General features: G+C 44.0%; 16 protein-coding genes. 14 read left to right on the top strand and 2 right to left on the bottom strand.

Going from position 1 to position 24,414, the window contains the following annotated elements:
• Positions 1-97: 97 nt before the first annotated feature.
• Entirely contained in the window at positions 98-316 is a 219-nt protein-coding gene (locus SD449_RS04735) for a hypothetical protein (protein ID WP_318309102.1), read from the bottom strand.
• Between the two features lie 8 nt (positions 317-324).
• On the bottom strand, positions 325-822 hold the full coding sequence (locus SD449_RS04730) for a DinB family protein (RefSeq protein ID WP_318309101.1): 498 nt from the start codon (positions 820-822) through the stop codon (positions 325-327).
• A gap of 226 nt (positions 823-1,048) precedes the next feature.
• Here SD449_RS04730 and SD449_RS04725 point away from each other — a divergent pair, with 226 nt between their 5' ends.
• From SD449_RS04725 to SD449_RS04660, 14 genes are all read left to right on the top strand, one after another.
• A complete protein-coding gene (locus SD449_RS04725; RefSeq protein ID WP_318309193.1) occupies positions 1,049-2,011 on the top strand; it encodes a helix-turn-helix transcriptional regulator in 963 nt (320 codons plus the stop codon).
• Between the two features lie 15 nt (positions 2,012-2,026).
• Positions 2,027-2,632, top strand: coding sequence for an alpha-ketoglutarate-dependent dioxygenase AlkB family protein (locus SD449_RS04720; RefSeq protein ID WP_318309099.1), 606 nt, complete (start codon positions 2,027-2,029; stop codon positions 2,630-2,632).
• A 99-nt stretch (positions 2,633-2,731) separates the two neighbouring features.
• On the top strand, positions 2,732-5,488 hold the full coding sequence (locus SD449_RS04715; RefSeq protein ID WP_318309098.1) for a helix-turn-helix and ligand-binding sensor domain-containing protein: 2,757 nt from the start codon (positions 2,732-2,734) through the stop codon (positions 5,486-5,488).
• Between the two features lie 232 nt (positions 5,489-5,720).
• A complete protein-coding gene (locus SD449_RS04710) occupies positions 5,721-8,759 on the top strand; it encodes a SusC/RagA family TonB-linked outer membrane protein (protein ID WP_318309096.1) in 3,039 nt (1,012 codons plus the stop codon).
• A 13-nt stretch (positions 8,760-8,772) separates the two neighbouring features.
• Positions 8,773-10,320, top strand: coding sequence for a RagB/SusD family nutrient uptake outer membrane protein (locus tag SD449_RS04705; RefSeq protein ID WP_318309094.1), 1,548 nt, complete (start codon positions 8,773-8,775; stop codon positions 10,318-10,320).
• Between the two features lie 24 nt (positions 10,321-10,344).
• On the top strand, positions 10,345-12,717 hold the full coding sequence (locus SD449_RS04700) for a LamG-like jellyroll fold domain-containing protein (protein WP_318309092.1): 2,373 nt from the start codon (positions 10,345-10,347) through the stop codon (positions 12,715-12,717).
• Positions 12,718-12,767: 50 nt separating this feature from the next.
• Positions 12,768-14,141, top strand: a complete 1,374-nt coding sequence (locus SD449_RS04695; protein ID WP_318309091.1) for a glucoamylase family protein — start codon at positions 12,768-12,770, stop codon at positions 14,139-14,141.
• On the top strand, positions 14,134-15,504 hold the full coding sequence (locus SD449_RS04690; RefSeq protein ID WP_318309089.1) for a glucoamylase family protein: 1,371 nt from the start codon (positions 14,134-14,136) through the stop codon (positions 15,502-15,504). Before SD449_RS04695 ends, SD449_RS04690 begins: the two co-directional genes overlap by 8 nt.
• Before the next feature lies 1 nt (position 15,505).
• The gene (locus tag SD449_RS04685; RefSeq protein WP_318309088.1) at positions 15,506-16,309 is read left to right on the top strand and encodes a carboxylesterase family protein; all 804 of its coding nucleotides are present in this window, start codon (positions 15,506-15,508) and stop codon (positions 16,307-16,309) included.
• A 24-nt stretch (positions 16,310-16,333) separates the two neighbouring features.
• Positions 16,334-18,601, top strand: a complete 2,268-nt coding sequence (bglX, locus tag SD449_RS04680) for a beta-glucosidase BglX (protein ID WP_318309086.1) — start codon at positions 16,334-16,336, stop codon at positions 18,599-18,601.
• Positions 18,602-18,782: 181 nt separating this feature from the next.
• Positions 18,783-19,610 (top strand): endonuclease/exonuclease/phosphatase family protein, encoded by an 828-nt coding sequence (locus SD449_RS04675; protein ID WP_318309084.1) that lies wholly within the window; start codon positions 18,783-18,785, stop codon positions 19,608-19,610.
• A gap of 194 nt (positions 19,611-19,804) precedes the next feature.
• Positions 19,805-20,260 carry a (2Fe-2S)-binding protein gene (locus SD449_RS04670; protein ID WP_127137706.1) on the top strand — a complete coding sequence of 152 codons (456 nt, stop codon included), beginning with the start codon at positions 19,805-19,807 and terminating at the stop codon, positions 20,258-20,260.
• A gap of 17 nt (positions 20,261-20,277) precedes the next feature.
• Positions 20,278-22,479: a xanthine dehydrogenase family protein molybdopterin-binding subunit gene (locus SD449_RS04665; protein WP_318309081.1), complete on the top strand. Its 2,202-nt coding sequence runs from the start codon at positions 20,278-20,280 to the stop codon at positions 22,477-22,479.
• Positions 22,480-22,946: 467 nt separating this feature from the next.
• Positions 22,947-24,401 (top strand): type III PLP-dependent enzyme domain-containing protein, encoded by a 1,455-nt coding sequence (locus tag SD449_RS04660; protein ID WP_318309080.1) that lies wholly within the window; start codon positions 22,947-22,949, stop codon positions 24,399-24,401.
• Positions 24,402-24,414: the final 13 nt, after the last annotated feature.

Genomic DNA, 24,414 nt, shown 5'->3' with positions numbered 1-24,414 from the left:
GTTCTCATAAGATTTTTAATCGTTATGATGGGATTCTGAAATAAATTCAGAATGACGTGTCCTAATTCATTTTAAACGACCTCTTCATTTTACAGTTTTATTGCAGTTCTTCACATAGAAACCCCTTGTTTTTCAACAATGAAGCAATTACCGGTGCCGGTAGGTCTTGGGTCTCCACCCTTAGAATATTGTCCCGATCTTCTAGGTCGAAATTCCAATATCCGTTTTTGGCGACAAGATGGTTCAACAAAGGACGGAGTTTCCTCACTTGTCCTTTTCCCTTCACGGAAGTTTTGAATACATGTATCGTCTTCATGTTGATAATTAATTCCTGTCGTAAAAAAATGGTGGATCAATATCCAAAGCTCGTAGATATACGTATCCCTGGCCACGGTGATGGATCTCATTGTCCACAAAATACTGCAGATTGGATAGCACGGTGCCTTCATATTGGCCAAAAAGTTTGATGACCTCTTGAAATCTTTCAACTGGAACCTGCTTCCATAATTTGTTGATTTCTTCCGTGTCTTGGTCCCATTTTTGTAAAAATTGGGCTTTTGTGCTGCCGTAGTCCCTATGTTCATCAAACTCACTGGTGCTTTCGGATACAATTTCGGTAAGTCCCGGAACGGCTATTGCCAATAGCTCCTTCACCATTTCGGAAAAAGGCCGCATACCGCCAATACTGTAGTTAAAGAACTCTTTTTCAGGAAAGGCTTCGATAACCCGTCGGGTGAGCCTTCTATGGCCTTGATAGTGCTCCAAAAACTGTTCAGGTGTCATTACTTGGGCCGTTGTCTGTTCATTAAAGGTGTTTTCCATCAAATTATGATTTAAAGGTTTATTGTTTCTGAGACCAAAATTAAAAGGGGTGGGTGACAGCCCCGTGTCAGTAGTAAAAATCAAAATCAAAAAAAGATGATGACATCCTGTTGTCATAATGTCAAAATAACTTTGGAGCATATTTTAACAATGGGTAAATATGAGCAAAAAAACACCCTTCATCCATGGATTGAAATCCTATCTTTGGGAAATAGCTCGTGCAATAATGGGAATGGATACCGTAAAACGTTTTGATAGGATAGTGGCCATTTTGATACAATTACAGACCAAGCGTATTGTAAAGGCCCAAGAACTTGCCGACCGATTTGATGTGAGCTTGCGGACCATATATAGGGATATCCGGACTTTGGAAGCTTCCGGGGTGCCCATTGCAAGCGAGGCGGGAGTGGGATATTCCATAATGGAGGGGTACCGGCTGCCACCGGTAATGTTTACCCGCGAAGAGGCGGGAAGTTTTGTGGCGGCGGAAAAACTCATGCAAAAATTCACGGATAGATCCCTTGGTGCCTATTACGAATCGGCCATGTTCAAATTGAAATCGGTATTGCGCGGAAAGGAAAAGGATTGGGTAGAGGCCTTGGAGTCTCAAGTGTCCATAGTTCCGGGTGAGGTCTTGTTCAATGAGAAGGTGCCGAACGCCCTTGAAATACTGTTCGAGTCCATTGCGGAACGGAAACAGGTTTTTCTCCGATATGAATCCTTGCGGGAGGAGGCCCCGTCCGAAAGGCGCATAGAACCTGTGGGGCTTTTTCACGAAAACGGTTATTGGTATATTTTGGGCTATTGCCATTTGCGGACGGATTACCGTCATTTTAGAACGGATAGAATCCATAAAATAACAAGAACCTCACAGGATTTTTTGTTGAAGCATGGCACCATGGACGAGCACAGGAACAAAAGGGAGGAAATGGCCAAAACAAAGGTGAAGATAGCTGTGGATAGGGCTGTGGCGAAGTTTATTCAGGGTCAGACCAAATATTACGGTCTGGTTTCCAGTGAAATTAAAGGCCATGAGGTGGAAATGACGTTTATGACGACCGATTGGAAGCACGGATTTGCCCGCTGGTTTCTGATGTTCGGGGATTGTGCCAAGATCATTGAACCTGATATGCTACGGGAACGCGTAGCCGAAATATTGGAAAAAACCCAAGAAAGGCTCTCCAGGTAAATGTAGCCAAGGAATATGGATTTGTTCACGAATCAAATAGACCCTAATCAAAACATACTGCCACGGCATGGCATCGCAAATTATTTTGGTCCTATTGTAGATCGTAATAAGGCGAATCTGTTCTTTGAACAGTTGCAAAATAGCATTCCTTGGGAGCATGATGTGATCCACATTTTTGGCAAACGCATTGTAACCAAGCGAAAAGTTGCTTGGTATGGGGATAGGCCATATGAATACACCTATTCCAAAAGCACCAAGAAAGCGCTGCCCTGGACTACCGAACTCATGGAACTTAAAAACCGTATAGAAAACCTCACGGATGAAACCTATAATTCATGTTTGCTGAATTTGTACCATTCGGGCGAGGAGGGGATGGGCTGGCACAGCGATGATGAAAAGGAACTTCAGCCTAATGGTGCCATTGCTTCGTTGAGTTTTGGGGCGGAACGAAAATTTGTGTTCAAGCATAAAAACACCAAGGAAAAAGTAGAGCTATTACTGGACCATGGGAGTCTTTTGGTCATGAAAGGGGAGATTCAAACATATTGGCAACATCGTTTGCCCCCTACAAAAGTGGTGCAAAAATCGAGGGTCAACCTTACGTTCAGAACTATAATATAAACAGGTCAGCAAGCTTTGCCCCTGATTATTTCGGTCATTACTTCACGTACTTTTGTAAATTCGTGGTTTCAAAGACCTGTACCAAACAAACCGTCCAGTATGTTATTTAGGCTCGCGTCAATACTCTTGATGATTTCCTGTGTCTCCATCTACGGGCAACAATTGCTGCCCCCGATTCAAAATTATCAGCTTTTGGACTACAAGGGCGGGACAAAGAATTGGGATATCTCAGTAAACGAAAGGGGAGAGCTTTTTGTGGCCAATAACAAAGGTTTGCTCCATTTTAATGGAGAGGAATGGACCTTGAACAAATTGCCCAATAATACCATAATCCGTTCCGTGGAAAGTGTTGGCGACAGAATTTATACGGGTTCCTACGAGGAGTTTGGGTATTGGACGAAGGACGAATTTGGAGAGCTCGGATACACCTCTTTGACACATCTGATCAAAGATCACACATTTACTAGCGAAGAGTTTTGGGAAATTTTACCATCGAAGGATAGGAAGGTTGTTTTTCGTTCGTTCTCAGCTATTTATTCTTATTTCGATGATAAGATTACCGTATTTGACCCGCCCGAGGTGGTCTCGGATTTTATAGAATTTAATGGGGAATTGGTCGTTGCAGGAGGGTCCTTGGGACTTTTTCAAGTAAAGGAACGAGCGTTGGAGCCTTTTCGGAATCAAGACCTATTAATTGGAAAGACCATAACGGATATGGCCCTGTTCCATGGTCAACTTTTGGTGGGCACAAAGTTGAATGGCTGTTATCTCTTTGATGGAAAAACTTTAAAACCTTGGACAGAACCTGTAAATGATGAGCTTAAACAGCATCAATTGAACAAAATCCGGGTTTTGGACAATGGCCTTTTGGGCTTCGGTACCATTAAAAATGGCATGTACCTTTACGATTCCACTTCAAAGCAGTTCAGGATATTGAACCGCGAATCTGGGCTTCAGAACAATACCGTACTTTCCACGCTCTTGTTCAATGATCAGTTGTGGTTGGGACTGGATAATGGAATGGCGAGAATCCGACTCCACAATCCGATTTCCTATTACACCGATTATACAGGTACCTTGGGAATGGTCTACGATATTGCCCGGTACAACGGCAAATTGTTTTTGGGCAGCAATACCGGTGTCTTCTATTTTGAGGGCAACGAACTTAGATTTGTCAGTGGCTCTCAGGGGCATGTTTGGGATTTAAGGGTCATTGACGGGGATTTGCTCTGCGGTCACAATACGGGAACCTACAAGGTAACGGAGAAGAGCTTTGACCTTGTCAGTGAAATAGCGGGAGGTTATCAATTGATCAAAGTTCCCGATCAGAAGGCAACATATATCCAAGGCACCTACAATGGCCTCGCAAAGTTTCAGAAGTCGGATGATGGCCAATGGAACGTGGTCAGGATTGAAGGTTTTGACGACCCGGTAAAACAGTTATGTTTCGAAACCCCCGAGATTCTATGGGCGGCTCATCCCTATAAAGGATTTTACAGGATTCATTTAGGAGGGGATGGTTACGATAAGGTAGATTCAATACAGAGGTTTACCGAGAAAGGTGCCCCAAGTGAATATAATGTGAAGCTCTACAACATTAAAAACAATATAGTCTTGAACAGTGAGGGAAATTGGTTCGCCTACAACCCCATTGGTGACAAAATTGAAAAATTTGAAGAGTTCAAGAATTTTAGCAACAAAGAGCTGCTGTTTTTTGACGAACAATATTTTTGGTTTGTGGACGACGAAGAGCAAAAAGCCATTATCCATACCAATCTTAAGGGAGATAGCTTAATTGTGACCGATCTTCCGTTACAGGAACGTTTGGCGCCCGATTCCCAAAATGTCATTAAAATCAATGATAGTACCTCCTATATTACCCTTACGGACGGTTTTGCCAAGATAAACAATCCAAGACTTCAAGGTTTTTCAGAAACCCAAGAACTTCCAGTGCCTTATTTTGTGCTACTTCAAGACCAAGAAAACACCTATGCTGCGGGCAACAATTTGATTGACATTCCATTCAGATATTCTCAATCCATCACCATAAAGGTGGCTTCACCGGAATACATATCGCCACACTATTATTACCAATTGGAAGGTCCTAAAGAATACTCCGAGTATGATGAAAATGGATTCATCAATTTTCAAAATCTACCATTTGGCGCGTATACCTTTAAAGTTTCCACAGTGGGTATGGGCAATGTAGTTTCCGATTTTAATACGCTACATTTTGAGATTGCACCACCCTGGTATTTTTCATGGTGGAGTCTTTTCCTGTATTTGGCACTTGCTGTTCTTGCCGTTTATGTGGTCAGAAGGTACAATAGAAGAAAACTGCAAAGAAAGCACAGTGAACTGGAAGAACGGATGAAGCAGGAGCAAATGGAACGAATGGCCAAGTTGGAAAAAGAAGAACTGGCCAAAGAGGTAAAACTGAAACAGAACGAACTGGCAAGTACAACATTGAACATAGCGCGAAAGAATGAAATGATATTGGAGCTCAAGAATATGCTGATCATGAACAAGGACAAGTTCTCGAATTCGCAACGATATAGGTCTTTTGTGAAGAAACTTAACAGTTCTATTGAGGATAACGAGGACTGGAAACGTTTTGAAGTCAACTTTAAGGAATTGCACGAGGATTTCTTTGAAAGATTATTGAAGACCTATCCCTCCTTGACGCCCAAAGACCTAAAACTATGTGCTTACCTAAAGATGAACCTTTCCACCAAAGAAATAGCCCCGCTTATGGGGATAACGGTTCGCGGTGTTGAAATACATCGATATCGATTGCGAAAAAAACTGGATATGGACAGTTCCGAGAACCTTTCGAATTTCCTTATCACGTTTTAGACCCGTAAAATCGTTCGAGTTGAAGATGGGGAACGTTTTTTTCAACTACATCAACACTACATCACTATGTTAATTCTTTTTACATCAAAACGAACGGTACTACTGCAAGCACAGTGAAATAAGGCGCTTCGGCGGCTTTATTGATGATGTATTTATTATGTAATCCAACTCTTCATTAACAACTCGCTACTTTATTAATTTAGCAATAATCTAACTCTATTTTTGCACAATTATGAAAATTAAAAGCAAACTTTTGCTAATCTCGTTTTTGTTGTTTCAAGCCATTCTTTTGGCCCAAGATAATATAACGATTTCGGGAACGGTCATGGACGATCAAGGTCAGCCGTTGCCAGGGGCAAGCATAGTGCTTCAGGGCACTACTACAGGAACTCAAACAGATTTTGATGGGAACTATCGTTTGGAAAACGTTCCGGCAAACGGAACATTGGTCTACAGTTATGTTGGATTTAGTACGCAGACCATACCTATAAATAATAGGACTACCATAAATCTTACCATGATGGAAGACACCGAGGCCTTGGATGAGGTAGTAGTGGTAGGGTATGGAACACAGAAGAAAGCGGACCTTACCGGTTCCATTGCCACAGTTGATGCCGAACAGATTGAAAAAACGCCATCTGCCAACCCTGTCCAGTCTTTACAGGGAAAGGTAGCAGGGGTCCAAATCGTCACACCGGGTACACCAGGAGCTTCGCCCACTGTTAGGATTAGAGGTCTGGGTACATATTCGGACGCCACCAATATTTTATATGTAGTGGATGGGATGTTCTACAGCAATATCGATTTCTTGAACCCGAACGATATAAAGTCGATGAACGTACTTAAGGATGCGTCTTCCTCAGCTATTTATGGGGTAAGGGCGGCGAACGGGGTTGTCATCATCGAAACGAAGTCTGGCGGAAAAAACAGAAAACCGACCATAGAATATAATGGCTATACTGGGATTCAACGTGCCCAAAATGTACTTAAAATGGCAAATGCGGAACAATTTGTCACCATGGCTGTCGAATCTGGTTCCGAAGCGGATATTGAGTATATATTGAATGCCATGCAACGCTACGGAAGGAGCCGTATCAACCCAAACGTACCTGCGGTGAACACGGATTGGTACGACGAAATTATAAGGGACGGTCTCATTCAAAACCATAGCATAAGCGTAACCGGAGGTACAGAAAACGTTTCATATTCCTTGGGAACCAACTATTTCTCCCAAGAAGGTTTGCTGGATATGAGAAACGAGTATGAACGGTTCAATATCCGTTCAAAACTGGATGTTGACGTCACCGATAACCTAAGAATGGGGGTAAATACGGTTTTTAGTAATGCGACCCAACAGAGCCCAGAGGATTCTGCATGGTTCAAAGCATATTTCGCCGTACCTATTTTACCTGTTTTTGATGAATTGAATACCGAGGCTACGCCGACCAGATATGCAAACGCACAGGCATTGGGATATAGAAGTACCCAAAATCCTTTTCCTGATATGGATTACAATGATAACAGGTTGAAAATCCGTAAGCTTTTGGCAAATATTTATCTGGAAACAGATTTGATCAAGGATAAACTTACCTTCAAAACAACCTACAATGTGGATTTTTCCGCCTTGGAGGAAAGATACGTGAACCTGCCCTATAATATGGGATTTGGAGATCAACGGTTGTCCTCCATCAATAGAAAACAAAACAACTACTACAACCAAATTTGGGACAATTTACTAACCTATACGGATACCTTTGCCGAGGATCACAATGTGACCATCATGGCAGGTACCTCCTTTAGGGACGAAGCGGCCAATAGATTTGAGGCTACGGGAAGCGATATTGCGGGTATCAATTACGAAACATCGTGGTATCTCGATTTTGCGGACCCTTTATCCTTCAACAATAATGTAGAAGAGGACAACAATAGGATTTATGGACAATCTTATTTTGGAAGGGTATCCTATAATTTTAAAAATAGATACCTGCTATCCGGAACCTTTAGGGCCGATAGATCTTCTAAGTTCACCAAACAACAGTGGGGATATTTTCCATCCATAGGTGTTGGATGGGTGGTTTCCCAAGAGCCCTTTATGGAAAACGTTGGTTTCTTTGACTTCTTAAAACTTAGGGCCGCTTGGGGCCGTTTGGGTAACGATAACGTACCAGCAAGTGCGGGTGCAAATACTATCGAAAATGAAACCGTAGACCTTGGGGATAATCCTAACACCGGAATCACGGCAACCAGTACCTATACCGATTTAACATGGGAAGTTGTTGAAGAACTGGACTTTGGTTTCAACATGAACATTCTAAAAAATCGTTTGTCGTTGGAGGCGGACTACTATATAAGGGATACGGAAGATGCCATTATGCCCGTTTATATCCCCATAGCAAACCAGACCATTTCAAGGAACTCCGGGGTGATACGTAACTCAGGTATAGAAATTGCCTTGAATTGGAGCGATGAAATTTCACCTGACTTCACCTATACCGTAGGCGCCAATTTCACCACGGTGAAAAATGAAGCCATAGAAATCGAGGATGAAAGCGGTTACATAGATTCCGGTTCAGCAGAGTTCAGGCAGCGAACCATTGTGGGAGAGCCGCTCTATGCATTTTACGGATATGAAACCACTGGTGTTTATCAAAACCAAGCACAGATAGATGCAGATCCGGTTGCCCAAAATGCAATCTCCAATGGACAGGATATTGAGCCTGGCTATCTGATCTTTAACGATAGAAACGGAGACGGTACAATAACCGATGAAGACAGAATGGTATTGGGGTCCTTTCTGCCCAAGTTTACCTACGGAGGTAACATAGGACTTAACTACAAGGATTTTGGTTTCTCCATGAATTTTTATGGACAAAGCGGTAACAAAATACTGAACCGAAAAAGAGGTGAGGTCATTTTTACCAATGATACCAATATGGATGCCGATTTGGCAAAAAATCGTTGGCATGGGGAAGGTACCAGCAACTCCTACCCATCATCCGCCGGCCTGCGGGACAGCTGGAACCAAAAACTGAGCAACTTCTGGGTAGAGGACGGAGATTTCTTCCGAATTCAGAATATTCAGTTGGCCTACACCCTTAGAGGTGATAAACTTAAGGGTAAAATGCCTGATATTAAATTCACATTGACCGCGGAAAGACCATTGACACTTTTCAGCTACAACGGGTTTAACCCGGAAGTGTCGGACGGAGTAGACCGTCAGACCTATCCTGTTCCGGCAATTTATACCATAGGTGTCAATGTTAAACTATAAAAAGAAAATTGAGATGAAAAATAGCAAAAGCCCATTGTATAAAATAGTGTTTGTCTTGATTGCAATACTTTTTGTCCAATCATGTTCCGACAAATTTGAAGACAGAGAAGGTCAGCTCAATGCAGATGACCTCGATTACACGGCCACCGAGAATATGGTGCAGGCCTTGATAGGTTCCTACTACATTGTTGCAACAAGGGGATGGGAGGAGCCATTACTGCTCTCTGTCCGTGGTGATGATGTGAATGCCGGAGGTTTGGGGGATCAACAACCCTTTGCCGATACCGATAATTATGTATACGACCAAGGATATTGGATGTACAACTTATTGTGGAACGGGCATTATGGAGATATTGTAAAATTGAACACGGAGATTGAACTGATAGAGAATTTCAAGGATTTTGCCGATGAAAGCGGTAAAGCAAAAGCAGACCAATACATTGCTGAAATCAAGGTGATGAGAGCTTGGTTGCACTTCAACCTATCCAGGGTTTGGAGCGACGTATTTATAATTGAATCGACTCAGCCCGATGCCGAGATAGCCAATGGTCCAGTCAGTAAGCAGGAAATCATGCAGTACATCTCTGATCAAATGGACGAAGCGATACCATTGCTCCCCAATATGAGACCCAACGAAAGAACCGATATTCCGGGGGGAGTAACACGTTACACCGCATATGCCATAAAAGCCATGGCCCATATGGAAATGGAGAACTATCAGGAAATGGCGGATGCCTGTGCAGCCATCATCAATTCCAACAAGTTTTCCTTGTATCCGGATTTTTACAGTCTTTTCAAAAAACCTGGAGAGTTGAGCGACGAAAGCTTGTTCGAGCTACAATTTTCTGATTACGGCTCCAGTACAGGAGATACCTTTTATCATCTCTATGCACCATTTGGACCTCAGGGATGGACCCCTGCAAGAGAAAATGCATCCGACGGTTGGGGTTTTTATGAGCCCAGTATGAAGTTTATCAAGTTTATGCTCGATCGCAACGAATCCGTAAGATTGGAAACCAGTGTATTGTGGACAGACCGTGGCATCGCAGAATTGCAAACAGACCCGGATTATACAACCCTTCCTTCATTTGTGGACAATACCACAAGAGATGGCGATGTGATCAACGATTATGCCCGGGCATTGTTTGCGAGTGGAAAGCATTATTTGCCATCTGTGCAGCTAACGGAACAACGGAATGATTACGGTGGAGGTAAAAACATGATAGTTATACGCTATGCCGAAATATTGTTGATGTACGCCGAGGCCTTGACACGTGGGGCCAGTGCTTCAGGAATGACTGCGGACCAAGCCGTGAACTTAGTTCGGAACAGAGCGGGTCTACCATCCTTGTCCGGAGTATCTTCCGATGATGTAATGGATGAGAAATTTGCCGAATTGGCCTTGGAATGGGGAATTCGCTATTACGATATGATTCGTTTGGACAACTATTCCGAATTGAGCTATGACGGAAGAACCTTCACTGCGGACAAAGAGCTATTGCCCTACCCACAGGCACAGGTGGATGCATTGCCGACATTGGGCGGTGGTAGCAACGATTAACACTAACTAAATAAACGACATAAGATGAAATACATAACTAAATCCATACTGATTCTTCTGGGAATTCTGGTAGTTTCCTGTAACGAAGGAATCGACCCCATAACCGCTGTTGATGCCGGTGTGGACGAAACAGCACCTCAGGTTGCGATAACCTACCCCACCGAAGGAGTGGAACTGATGCCATTTGAGGAGGAAACCTCCATAGACATTGCATTTAAGGTAACCGATGATATTGAAGTGGCAAGCGTAACAGTATCCATGGATGGTTCGCAGATTGCAAGTTTCAATTCCTTTAAGGATTATCGCATCGTACTGGAAGAAGTCACCTATAATGGTTTGGGCAATGGGGAACATAAAGTTGTCGTATCCGCTACCGATATCGAGGGCAAGACCACTACAAAAGAAGTGAACTTTGCCAAACTTGCCCCATACAGCGCAAAGTTTGATGGAGAAGTACTTTACATGCCGTTCAATGCAGATTACATGGACTTTATCAGCTTCCAGGAAGCGGGAGAAGTCGGTAATCCGGGCTTTGCTGGAGGAGGTTTTCTAGGTGCGGACGCTTATATGGGCGCTGAAGATTCATATTTGACATTTCCCATGGATGGATTAAAAAGTACCGAGTTCAGTGCAGCCTTCTGGTATAAGGTAGACCCTACACCCGATAGGGCAGGAATTTTGGTCGTCGGGGACAACGCAGATGACAGGAACCAAGGTTTCCGTTTGTTCCGGGAAGGAAATGCCGATGAGCAGACCATAAAACTCAATGTGGGAACAGGTGCAGCAGAAAGCTGGAACAATGGAGGAGTTATTGATGCGACTGCAGGAGAATGGGTGCATGTGGCCGTTTCTATATCACAGACCCAGAGCACCATTTATTTTGATGGCGTAGAGATACTTACGGCCGATTTGCCCGCACCCATTGATTGGACGGGCTGTGAACAATTGGTAATAGGTTCCGGTGGCCCAACCTTTGATTATTGGGACCACGGATACGATGCCAGTCAAATAGATGAACTTCGCATTTTTGATAAAGCATTGACACAGAGCGATGTTCAAATCATGATCAACGCCGCAAACCCTTACACACCTCAATACGATGGTGAATCCCTATACATGCCATTTGATGGTGATTATATAGACCTGATTGGCAGCAAGGCCGCATCAACGGTCGGGAGTCCTGGCTTCACCGACGAAAGTCAAGTGGGGGAACAAGCCTATTTAGGGGCGACCGATTCCTATATCAATTACCCTGCGGAAGGCCTAATGACTTCCGAGTTCAGTGGGTCATTCTGGTATAAGGTCGACGCTGTTCCGGATAGGGCAGGTATTATCACCATAGGTGATGATGCCGTGGACCGCTTCCAAGGCTTCCGATTGTTCCGCGAAGGATCTGCCGAAACCCAGCAGATCAAGTTGAATGTTGGAACAGGAGGCGGCGAAAGCTGGAACGATGGTGACGTTATAGATGTGGCCGCAGGAGAATGGGTACACATCACCTTTACCATATCAAATAGTGAAAGTGTAATCTATTTTAACGGAACCGAAGTAGCTTCATCAGCCATGTCGGCACCGATTGATTGGACCGGTTGCGATACATTTACCATTGGAGCGGGAGGACCAACGTTCGATTACTGGGGCCATTTATCGGATAATAGCATAATGGACGATTTAAGGTTCTACAGCAAAGCACTTTCTCCAGAAGAAGTAGCGGCCGTGGCCGGTGGCTCGGTAACTCCCAAAAACTATGGATCTACACTCTACATGCCATTTGATGGATCTAACGTGGATGACAATTCTGGCGAAGAGGCCACTGTGGTAGGTTCACCCGGTTTTGCAGGTGAAAGTGCCGTTGGTAGTGATGCCTACGCCGGAGCAACGGATTCCTACCTTACTTTCCCGATAGATGGTTTGTTCAACAATCAATTTAGTGGAGCTTTCTGGTACAAGGTCGATTCAAACCCTGACCGAGCAGGGATATTAGTCGTAAGTCCGCCAATGAACGGAGCTGATAACGATTTGTCCGCAGGATTCAGGCTTATCAGGGAAGGAAGTGCTGATGAGCAGCGTATCAAATTGCATTTGGGCACCGATGCCGGAGATGTGTGGAACGATGGAGATGTAATCGATGCCACGGTTGATGAATGGGTACACGTGGCATTTACGGTAACGGAAACCCAAACGCTTATATACTTAAATGGAGAACCAGTGGTCAACACGGGGGACATGGATGGTAAAACCATCAGCTGGGAAAACTGCTCCATTCTGTCCATAGGATCCGGAGCGCCCAACTTTATAGGTTGGAACCACCTCTCCGATTTAAGTTATATCGATAATCTATATCTTTTTGATAGAACATTGACACAAGAAGAGATTCAAGAAATAATGAACAATTAGAGTGCTTTTTATAAGCACGTTACAATATTTGAGTTAGTTAGTTTAGTTATATGAGGTTAATTTTGATTCCATTGGCCATTGCCGCTATCATGATAGGGTGCGATGGCCAAAAAACCAAAGACGTTAAAAAGTCACAAGAAGAGAAAGCCGATAGTCTGGAACTTGCCGATAGTGCAATGATGGATTCGCTCCAATATCAAACCTTCAATTACTTTTGGGAGGGGGCGGAGCCTGTTTCGGGATTGGCGCGGGAGCGTATACACATGGATGGGGTTTACCCCAACCACGATAAGGATATAATTACCACCGGAGGGTCCGGTTTTGGGCTTATGGCCATTTTGGTCGGAGTGGAACGAGGTTTTATCACTAGGGAACAGGCACTTGAGCGCTATGAGCGGATTGTCGGATTTTTGGAGAAAGCCGATCGCTTCCACGGAGCATGGTCCCATTGGATCTTGCCAACGGGAAAAGTTACCCCCTTTAGCAAAAAGGACAATGGCGGAGATTTGGTGGAGACCGCCTTTTTGGTGCAAGGATTGTTAACGGTCCAAGCCTATTTTGAAGATGGCAATGAACGGGAACAGCAATTAGCGGAGAAAATCCAGGAACTCTGGGAAGGTGTAGAGTGGGACTGGTATACCAAGAACGGGGAAGATGTGCTGTATTGGCATTGGAGTCCTGAGTACCAATGGGAAATGAACTTTCCCGTTGGCGGTTATAACGAGGCCCTTATTATGTATGTTTTGGCCGCGGCATCCCCGACCCATTCCATTGAAAGATCTGTTTATGAAAAAGGGTGGGCAGTTGATGGGCAAATTGCCAAAGATACCACCTACTACGGCTTGGAAACGGAACTCAATCATTACGAGCATAGCGATGCCCCTGTAGGACCCTTGTTCTGGGCACATTATTCCTATTTGGGATTAAACCCAAAGGGCCTTAAAGATCAATTCGGCGATTACTGGAAATTGAACAGAAACCATGCCTTGATCCATTATAAATATTGTGTGGACAATCCCAAAGATTATGAAGGATATGGAGAAAATTGTTGGGGCCTCACCTCTAGCTACTCCATCAATGGGTATGCAGGGCACCGGCCCGAAGCGGATTTGGGGGTGATATCACCGACCGCGGCCTTGTCGTCTATGCCTTACACACCGGAGGAGAGCAAACAGTTCATGAGATTTATGTACAACGAACAGGATAGCCTAATCGGTAAGTATGGTCCTTACGATGCTTTTAGTTTAGAGGATGACTGGTACCTGCCAAGATATTTGGCCATTGACCAAGGGCCGATTCCCGTGATGGTAGAAAACTACAGGAGCGGACTGTTTTGGAAATTGTTTATGGCCAACGAAGACGTTCAACAAGGATTGAAAAAATTGGGTTTTGAAACCCCGGACATAAAACCCGCAGATGATTAAAAAAATAGTATACACCCTTTTGCTTGCTACGTTGATTTTATCCTGTGGGGGAAGCGATGATTATACCTATATTCCAACAGCTCCGGAGTTGCCTTCGGAAGAGCTCGATGAAGAGGAACCGACAATTACCGATGAAGAATTGTTGGATCTGACCCAAGAAGAGACCTTTAAGTACTTTTGGGATTATGCCGATTCCAATTCCGGTGGTGCAAGGGAAAGATATCATCCCAACGATCCTGGCAATAGCGCTGGAGTGGTAACTGCAGGGGGTACAGGATTTGGCCTAATGGCCATTTTGGTCGGAATTGAAAGAGGCTTCGTTTCAAGAAATGAAGCAGTGGAAAGATTGGGCGGTTTACTGGATTTCCTTGAAAACGCCGATCGGTTTCATGGTGCCTGGTCCCATTGGATTAATGGTTCCACAGGGGTCGTAATTCCATTTAGCGATTTGGACGATGGGGGCGATTTGGTAGAAACCGCGTTTTTGGCACAAGGCCTTATCTGCATCAAAGAATATTTCAAAAACGGTTCGGATGTCGAGCAAGCATTGGCGCAACAGGCCGACGACCTCTGGAAGGGCGTGGAATGGGACTGGTATACACAAAATCAAAATGTGTTGTATTGGCATTGGAGCCCCAATCATGGTTTTGATATCAATCTTCAATTAAAAGGATATAACGAGGTGTTGATTACCTACGTGATGGCAGCAGCCTCACCGGATTTTGGCATAGAAAAAGACGTATATTCCAATGGATGGGCCTCCGGCGGAGGAATCCAATCGGCGAACACGCAATACGGCTATCCACTTTTGGTAAAGCATAATGGGTCGGAACAGTTTGGGGGACCCTTGTTTTGGGCCCACTATTCCTATTTGGGACTCAATCCAAAAAATCTCTCCGATGACTATGTCAACTACTGGGATGTCAACGTAAACCATACTATGATCAATTACGAGTATTGCGTTGAAAATCCGGACAATTTTCAGGATTATGGAGAGGATTGTTGGGGGTTAACGGCCAGTTACACCAGAAACAATGACGGCAGTATAGGCTACAACGCCCATAGCCCCAGTAACGATACAGGTGTAATATCACCAACAGCGGCCATAAGCTCAATTCCCTATGCTCCCGAAGAATCTTTGGATGCAATGCACTATTTTTATAAAAATAAAGATGACTTGTTGGGGCCGGCAGGATTTTATGATGCTTTTAGCCCGGAATACAATTGGGTGGCAGAAGCCTATTTGGCCATAGACCAAGGTCCTCAGATCATCATGATTGAAAACTACCGGACCGGTCTGCTTTGGAACTTGTTTATGGGTAACGAAGATGTTCAAGCTGGTTTGGCCAAACTTGGATTTTGATATGACCAGACATTTATCATGTTTTCTTTTACTGCTTGCTTGTAATTTAGCTTCGGCACAATGGCAATCAAAGTACGAAGCCAAAATGCTCATTGATGGGAACGATACCTTAAGATATCAGATCATGTATCCCAAAAATTTTAAAGAAGATGGCAACTATCCCGTCGTACTGTTTTTACATGGAGCTGGGGAGCGGGGAAACGACAATGAAAAACAACTGTGGAACGGAGGTAAATTGTTCGCTACCGATTATTTGCAAGAACGATATCCGGCAATTGTAATTTTTCCGCAGTGTCCAAGAGATAGTTATTGGGCCAGTGTAGATGTGGATAGAAGTTCGTACCCCATCAATTTGGACTTTAAATACAATGAAGGACCTACAAAACCCATGAAAATGGTAATGGATTTGCTCGAAACTACCATTGCCGAACCTTATACCAAGGATGATCAAGTCTATTTAATGGGACTTTCCATGGGTGGAATGGGAACCTTTGAATTATTGAGCAGAAAACCGGATACGTTTGCGGCCGCCATACCCATTTGTGGAGGCGGAGAACCTGGATCAGTGTCCGTTTACGCAAAAAATACACCGTTATGGATTTTTCATGGGGCACAGGACAATGTAGTACACCCGCTAAAATCCGTAGAAATGCTCTCCGCATTGTTGAAAGCAGGGGTGCATCCTAAGTTCACGATGTACGATTTTGCAAATCACAATAGCTGGGACCCGGCATTTGCCGAACCCGATTTGTTGCCATGGTTGTTTTCGCATCAGAAGAAAGCGACCGGACCAACATCAGAATAAGACATTAACACACATAACCTTGCCATGAACTATAAAAAGTCACTTTTCGCCATTCTGGCCCTTGTTTTTGGAAGTGCCAACGCCCAACAGAAAATTCCAGAAGTAGAACAATTGTTGCAAAAAATGACCATTGACGAAAAAATAGGTCAGCTAAACCTTTTGACGCCGGGAGGCGGAGTGGCAACGGGCGAAGTTGTGAGCGAAAATGTGGGAGCCAAGATCAAAGCAGGCCAAGTGGGCGGACTGTTTGGAGTAGCTGGCCCGGATAAGCTGAAAAAAGCTCAGGACTTGGCGGTAAAGGAAAGCCGATTGGGTATTCCTTTGTTGATCGGTTCCGATGTGATTCATGGCTACAAGACCACATATCCCATTCCTTTGGGGCTTTCGTCCAGTTGGGACATGGATTTGGTGGAGCAAGCCGCACAAATGGCGGCAAGAGAGGCCACTGCGGATGGCATCAACTGGAATTTTTCTCCTATGGTGGACATTGCCCGCGACCCACGTTGGGGGCGAATTTCTGAAGGAGCGGGGGAAGACCCATATCTTGGCTCCAAGGTAGCGGAAGCCATGGTGAAAGGCTATCAGGGAAGCGATTTGTCCGCCTCCCACACCATGTTGGCCTGTGTAAAGCACTTTGCACTATATGGGGCAGCAGAGGGCGGACGCGATTACAACACGGTGGATATGAGCAAGATCAAAATGTTCAATCAATACCTGCCACCCTACAAAGCGGCCATTGATGCAGGCGCAGCTAGTGTAATGAGTTCTTTCAACGATGTGGATGGCGTACCGGCAACGGGAAACAAATGGCTGTTGACCGATTTGCTTCGCGACCAATGGGGATTTGATGGTTTTGTGGTTTCGGATTACACATCGCTCAACGAGATGATCTCACATGGGTTGGGTGACCTTCAAGCCGTTTCGGTATTGGCATTAAGGGCCGGATTGGATATGGATATGGTGGGCGAAGGCTTTTTGACCACCTTGAAAAAATCCTTGGATGAGGGAAAAGTGACCGAAACGGACATTACCGATGCTTGTAGAAGGGTACTGGAAGCCAAATATATTTCAGGACTTTTTGATGACCCTTACAGGTACCTGGACTCCAAACGTCCTAAAAAGGATATCTTGACCGAGGCGAACAGAGCGTTGTCACGCAAATTGGCAACCCGTTCCTTCGTGTTGCTCAAAAATCACAATAACATACTTCCTTTAAAAAAAGAAGGAAAGATAGCCTTGATCGGTCCATTGGCCGATAGCAGGGAAAATATGCTCGGAACTTGGGCCCCTACTGGCGATTTTAATCTGGCCGTGACCATTTTGGAAGGATTTAAGAACGTAGCATCTGCTGCTACAATTGATTATGCCAAAGGCGCCAATATTTCTGACAATCCTGATTTTGCCAAGAATGTAAATGCCTTGGGAGAGCGAATCCTGATTGATGGGCGTTCCCCGGAGGCTATGTTAAAAGAAGCCTTGGATTTGTCCAAAACTTCGGATGTTGTGGTTGCGGTAGTGGGCGAAGCGACCGAAATGAGCGGGGAGTCTTCCAGTCGCACCGATATTTCCATTCCAGAGGGTCAAAAGAAATTGATCAGGGCATTGGCGGAAACAGGCAAACCTGTTGTTTTGGTCTTGATGAGCGGCAGGCCGCTGACAATCCCCGAGGAATTTGATATGCCGGTATCCATTTTGCAAGTTTGGCATCCTGGAGTTGAAGCGGGAAATGCCATTGCCGATGTGGTCTTCGGAGATTACAATCCGTCAGGTAAATTAACGGCAACATGGCCCATGAACGTGGGGCAGATACCCATTTACCACAGCACAAAGGTTACAGGTAGGCCAGCACCCGAAAGTGGCGAGTTCCAAAAGTTCAGGTCGAACTACCTGGATGCGCCCAACGCGCCACTATTGCCATTTGGTTATGGATTGAGCTATACCACTTTTGAGTATTCCAATCTCAAATTGAACAAAAAGGAAATCCATCAAGGTGAAGAAATTGCCGCAACCGTGACTGTTACAAACACTGGTAATTATGATGGCGAGGAAGTTGTACAACTGTATTTGCAGGATCTAGTCAGAAGCATCACGCCCCCAAAACGCCAATTGAAAGGTTTTCAGAAAATCATGTTGAAAAAAGGCGAGAGCAAAAACATCACTATCACCTTATCTCCGGAAGACTTGAAATTTTATAATGCCCAACTCGAATTTGTATCGGAACCCGGGGAATTTGAGATATTCGTAGGCACAAATTCCAATGCGGAACTATCCGAAACCTTTACCTTAAAATAGCATGCAACAACTTTAAGTATTATAAGGTTGAAATCTTGCCAATTGGAAGGATATAAAGATATCATAACCTTAGTGTGGCAGAAATGGAATATTTTTCCGTTTCAAAATGATTTTTTGCTTGAATTGAAACAAGATTTTAAAACGGGTAGAACATCAAAAAAACCGCCAACAACCCTTTAAAATGAAGAATATTTTTTTCGCCCTATTTGTAAGCTGGTCACTGTTCAATTATGCACAGACCATCGATGTGATGTCGTACAACATCCGTTACGATAATCCGGAGGATGCTCCCAATAATTGGGACAATCGCAAGGATTTTTTGATTTCCCAACTCAATTTTTACCATCCCGATGTGTTCGGAATACAGGAAGGACTCATTCATCAGGTTAAGGAAATCGATAAAGGTTTGAGCGACTATTCCTATTTTGGTGTGGGCCGCGACCATGGTGATGAAAGAGGGGAGCATACGGCTGTTTTCTACAACACTCAAACAGTGGAACTTCTGCAGCAATCTACTTTTTGGTTGTCCTCAACGCCAGAAAAACCGTCCAAAGGATGGGATGCCGCTTTGCCAAGAACGTGTACTTATGGAATTTTTCAAATGAAGGGTGATGGCACCAAGTTCATGATGTTAAATACGCATTTTGATCATGTTGGGGTAAAGGCACGTGAAGAAAGTTCCAGATTGATCCTTGAGAAAATTAAGGAATTGAATACTGAAAATTACCCAGTGGTGGTTACTGGCGACTTTAATCTGGAAAGTGATAGCCCCGGCGTACAGATTATTTTGTCCAAAATGGAAGATACGCACATCGCTGCGGGCAACGATGCTTTTGGTCCAGAGGGGACATTCAACGGTTTCGAATTCAACAAACCCGTAGAGCGAAGAATCGATTATATTTTTGTGTCAGATGAGTTTGAGGTGCTCAAAAGTGCCATTTTGAGCGACTCGAAGGATACTAGATACCCATCCGACCACTTACCTGTTTTTGCACGATTAAAATACTGAAATGGATATTGGGGACTTTGTCATCAACATCTAATTTTTAGATTGGCATAACACTTGATCCAGCCATATTATTTATACTCGTTTTAAGTAACCTCAAAAATCTTAAAAACAATGTTAATTTTAAGGTGATGTTTTGAGCAACAGCTCATTTTGTTGTTGAAAATCTTTAACTTGTTAGGGAATTAATCAACATTATGGCAACTTTTACACTAAACATCAACGGAACTAAACAGGAGGTTGACGTGGATCCATCCACCCCAATGCTCTGGGTTTTACGAGATCACTTAAACTTGGTCGGTACAAAATACGGATGCGGAATCGCTCAATGTGGTGCCTGTACCATTCATTTGGATGGCACAGCTACAAGAGCTTGCATGCTTACCGTATCTTCCGTAGGAAATTCTGAAATCACGACCATCGAAGGTCTATCCGAAGAAGGCGACCATCCGGTTCAAAAAGCTTGGTTGGAAGTGGATGTGCCCCAATGTGGGTACTGCCAAGCCGGTCAAATTATGACGGCCTCCGCACTATTGGAGAAAAACCCGAACCCGACGGACGAAGAAATTGAAATGGCCATGAACGGAAACATTTGCCGTTGTGGTACCTATACGAGAATTAAAAAAGCCGTGAAACTTGCGGCCAAATCATAACCCATAACACTAGTATCATGACACTTGTAAAAACAAAAATAGGACGACGTGCCTTTATTCGGAATACAGGATTGGCCAGCGGTGGACTTGTTATAGGGTTTAGCTGGTTGGCTTCTTGTAAAATGACGCCCGAGCAGGTGAACAACCTGCCGAAAGAGTGGTTTGAATTGAACGGTTTCCTAAAAGTTGGGGACAATGGTATGGTGACAATAATGTCGCCCAACCCCGAAATAGGTCAGAACGTTAAAACATCCATGCCCATGATCGTGGCCGAGGAGCTCGACGTCGCCTGGAAGAATGTGATGGTGGAGCAAGCTCCGCTCAACACAGATATATTTACACGTCAATTGGCAGGTGGTAGTCAGTCCATACGTCAAGGATGGGAAAGCTTGCGAATGGCGGGAGCCACGGCAAGGCATATGCTAAAGGAGGCTGCAGCACAGGCTTGGGGTGTTTCGGTAGATGAAATTACCACCAAGGATGGAGTGCTCACCCACGAAGCCAGCGGAAATTCCGCAGGTTATGGAGAAATGGCTTCCGCCGCTACGGGTATCGAAGTTCCGGAAGAGGTAGAGTTGAAGGACAATGGTAATTTTTCCATTATCGGTACGGACAAACGTAATGTGGATGGTAAAAAAATTGTCACAGGTAAACCTCTTTTTGGTTTGGATGTCTATAAAGAAGGCATGTTGACGGCCATGATAGTTCATCCACCAGCGTTTGGTATGAAATACAAGGGAATGAATGCCGATGCAGTAAAATCAATGCCGGGAATCAAAGATGTTTTTCATTTTGAAGTATATCCCGAAGGTATTGAGAAACAATGGTCCGATGGCGGAGGTATTGCAGAACTTGTGGCAATCGTAGGAAATAGCACTTGGGAATGCATGCAGGCCAAAAAAGCGCTCGAGGTAGAATGGGAACAAGATTCCACGGCAGAGAGCACTGCGTACCACGAAGAAGCTTTGGCGGAACTGCTCGATACGCCTTCGGAAACTCCTGCAAGGAAGGATGGCGATGTAGATGCGGCCTTTAAAAAAGCGGCAAAAATTGTGGAAAGCACCTATTCGGCACCGTATTTGGCCCACAATACCATGGAGCCCATGAACTTTTTCGCACATGTGACGCCCGAAAAGGCAGAATTGCTGGGACCCATACAAACACCGGAGTTCGTTGAAAAAACCGCATCAGCTCGTTTGGGAATGCCATTGGAAAAAATTGATATAATGATGACCCGTATGGGAGGTGGTTTCGGTCGCCGACTTTATGGACCATTTGTAATCGAAGCAGCCGTTATTTCCCAAAAAATGAACGCACCGGTAAAATTGGTGTATTCAAGGGAAGATGACATGACTCAGGGTACCTACCGTCCTTCGTACAAAGTGAAGTACAAGGCAGGATTGGACGAAAATGGCAATCTGATTGCTTGGCACGTTCGCGGAGCAGGTACCAACGACGACCTTATATTCGAAAATCGTTTCCCAGCCGGGGCAGTGGACAACTATTTGGCGGAAAAGCATAGCTTGAACACCAATGTGACCACTGGAGCATGGAGAGCTCCCCGTTCCAACTTTATCGCTGGAGCCGAACAGGCTTTTATGGATGAGGTGGCGGAAGCAGCAGAAAAGGATCCGTTGGAGTTCCGATTGGAGCTTTTTGATAGGGCCCTCAACAACCCAGTGGGCGACCCAGAACAAAACGATTACGATCCTGCTAGATATGCCGGAGTCCTAAAGTTGGTTAAAGAAAAAGCCAATTGGGGCACCGATACTGGAAAAGCAAGGGGTGTAGCGGCGTATTACTGTCATAATTCCTATGTGGCCCAAGTATTGGAGCTGGAAGATGGGGGAGATATGCCAAGAGTGAATAAGATAACCTGTGCGGTGGACTGTGGTATTGTAATCAACCCGATTGCGGCCAAGAACCAAATTGAGGGAGGAATGATCGATGGTATAGGACATGCCACGTATAGCGCAATGAGTTTTGAGGATGGAAGACCGGAACAGTCCAATTTTGACACATACCGTCTTATCCGTCATGCCGAATCACCGAAAAATATTGAAGTGCACTTTGTGGACAATGGCATAGACCCGACCGGTTTGGGCGAACCATCATTGCCACCTGTAATAGGGGCATTGTCCAACGCGCTTTATAAATCGACAGGAAGACGTTTTTACAAACAGCCTTTCATTAATGACAAGCCACCATTGGTAGGTTAAGGAAGCATAACTTTCAAAATATTCAAATAGTGACTGGTCAATAGATGTTTTCTGTTGGCCAGTTTTTATAAAGAATGGTTTGGTAGTTTATTTTTACTAGTTAAGTATTTGATTTATAAATAGTTGATTCACATATAATTTTTCGTAAAAAAAATTGGCGTATCGGATTTTTAGTTATGTTTGCCCCATAAATGGGTCCGACCAATTTGGAACCATTGCCTATAAGCTTTGAAGACTTTTTTCATGTTCGGGCTTTTGGGGATAAGAAAGTCTACCCAACAAGCCGTCTTTACATTGAGACACCGAATACACAGGCTGACTTTCGATGACCACCATAAATTTGACCGTAGTCTTTCACGGACACCTTATTTTGTACCCTATACCGTATTTGAATTTCGTATCTGAGAAACTTCCATTTTCAGTCCTCCCTTTTTATTAATATCTTTTGCTATAATTACGAAATTTAAATGAAGACAAAATACATCGATTTAATCGAGCAGACCTACGATTTTCCCCAAGAGGAATTCCAATTGGAAGATAACAAGCTACAGTTTCATGGCATAGACCTCTATAGTTTGGCCCAACAGTACGGAACACCTTTAAAGTTTACCTATTTGCCCAAGATATCCGACAATATCCAAAGGGCAAAGGGATGGTTCGGCGATGCCATAAAGAAACACAAGTACAAAGGTAAGTACCACTATTGTTACTGTACCAAAAGCTCTCATTTTGAACATGTGTTGAACGAAGCCCTCAAGAACGATATCCATATTGAAACCTCTTCCGCCTTTGATATCAACATTGTAGAGCATTTGAAGAAAAACGGTAAGGTTACCGAGGATACCTTTGTGATCTGCAACGGTTTTAAAAGGGACCAATACATTAAGAACATTGCCCGGCTGATAAATACCGGACATAAAAAGTGTATCCCTATCATCGACAATTATGAAGAGATCAACCTATTGGGGGATGAAATCGACGGTAAATTCCAAATAGGGGTGCGTATAGCCTCGGAGGAAGAGCCAAAGTTTGAGTTTTACACCTCCAGATTGGGTATTGGGTACAAGAATATTGTTCCGTTTTTCAATCAGTCCATAAAACCTAATGACCAAGTGGAGTTAAAGATGCTTCACTTTTTCATAAACACCGGTATCCGCGACACGGCCTATTATTGGAACGAACTTTTAAAATGTTTGAAGGTTTATATCAGCCTTAAAAAAGTCTGTCCCACCTTGGACAGTCTTAATATAGGTGGAGGTTTCCCTATAAAAAATTCATTGGCCTTTGAGTATGACTATGAATATATGGTGGACGAGATAATCCATCAAATTGGACAGGCATGCGATGAAGCAGAAGTGGACGTACCTAACATTTTTACGGAGTTCGGTAGTTTCACGGTCGGTGAGAGCGGGGGCAATATTTATGAGGTACTGTACCAAAAACAACAAAACGACCGGGAAAAATGGAACATGATCAATTCATCGTTCATTACCACCATGCCGGATTCATGGGCGATAAGTAAAAGATTCATCATGCTGGCGATTAACCGTTGGAACGATGAATACGAGCGCATCCTATTGGGGGGATTGACCTGTGATAGTGATGATTACTACAACTCCGAGCAACACATGAATGCCATTTACCTTCCCAAATATAGAAAGGACAAGCCCTTGTATATTGGGTTCTTCAATACAGGAGCGTATCAGGAAACCATAGGTGGTTTTGGCGGATTGCAACACTGCTTGATTCCCCATCCGAAACATATCCTGATCAACAGGGACGAGAAAGGGAATATAAAAACATCGGTTTTTGCAAAACAGCAGACAGCGGGCGAGTTCATGTCCATTTTAGGGTATGAAAGCAAAAAAACCTCCGATGTACTGGTCGAGGCCAACGATTTGCCCGTACCCAGCAATAATTGAAAAAGGATTTAAC

This window comes from Flagellimonas crocea (assembly GCF_033441595.1).
GTDB lineage: Bacteria > Bacteroidota > Bacteroidia > Flavobacteriales > Flavobacteriaceae > Flagellimonas > Flagellimonas crocea.
This window is presented reverse-complemented; position numbering and strand designations above follow the sequence as displayed.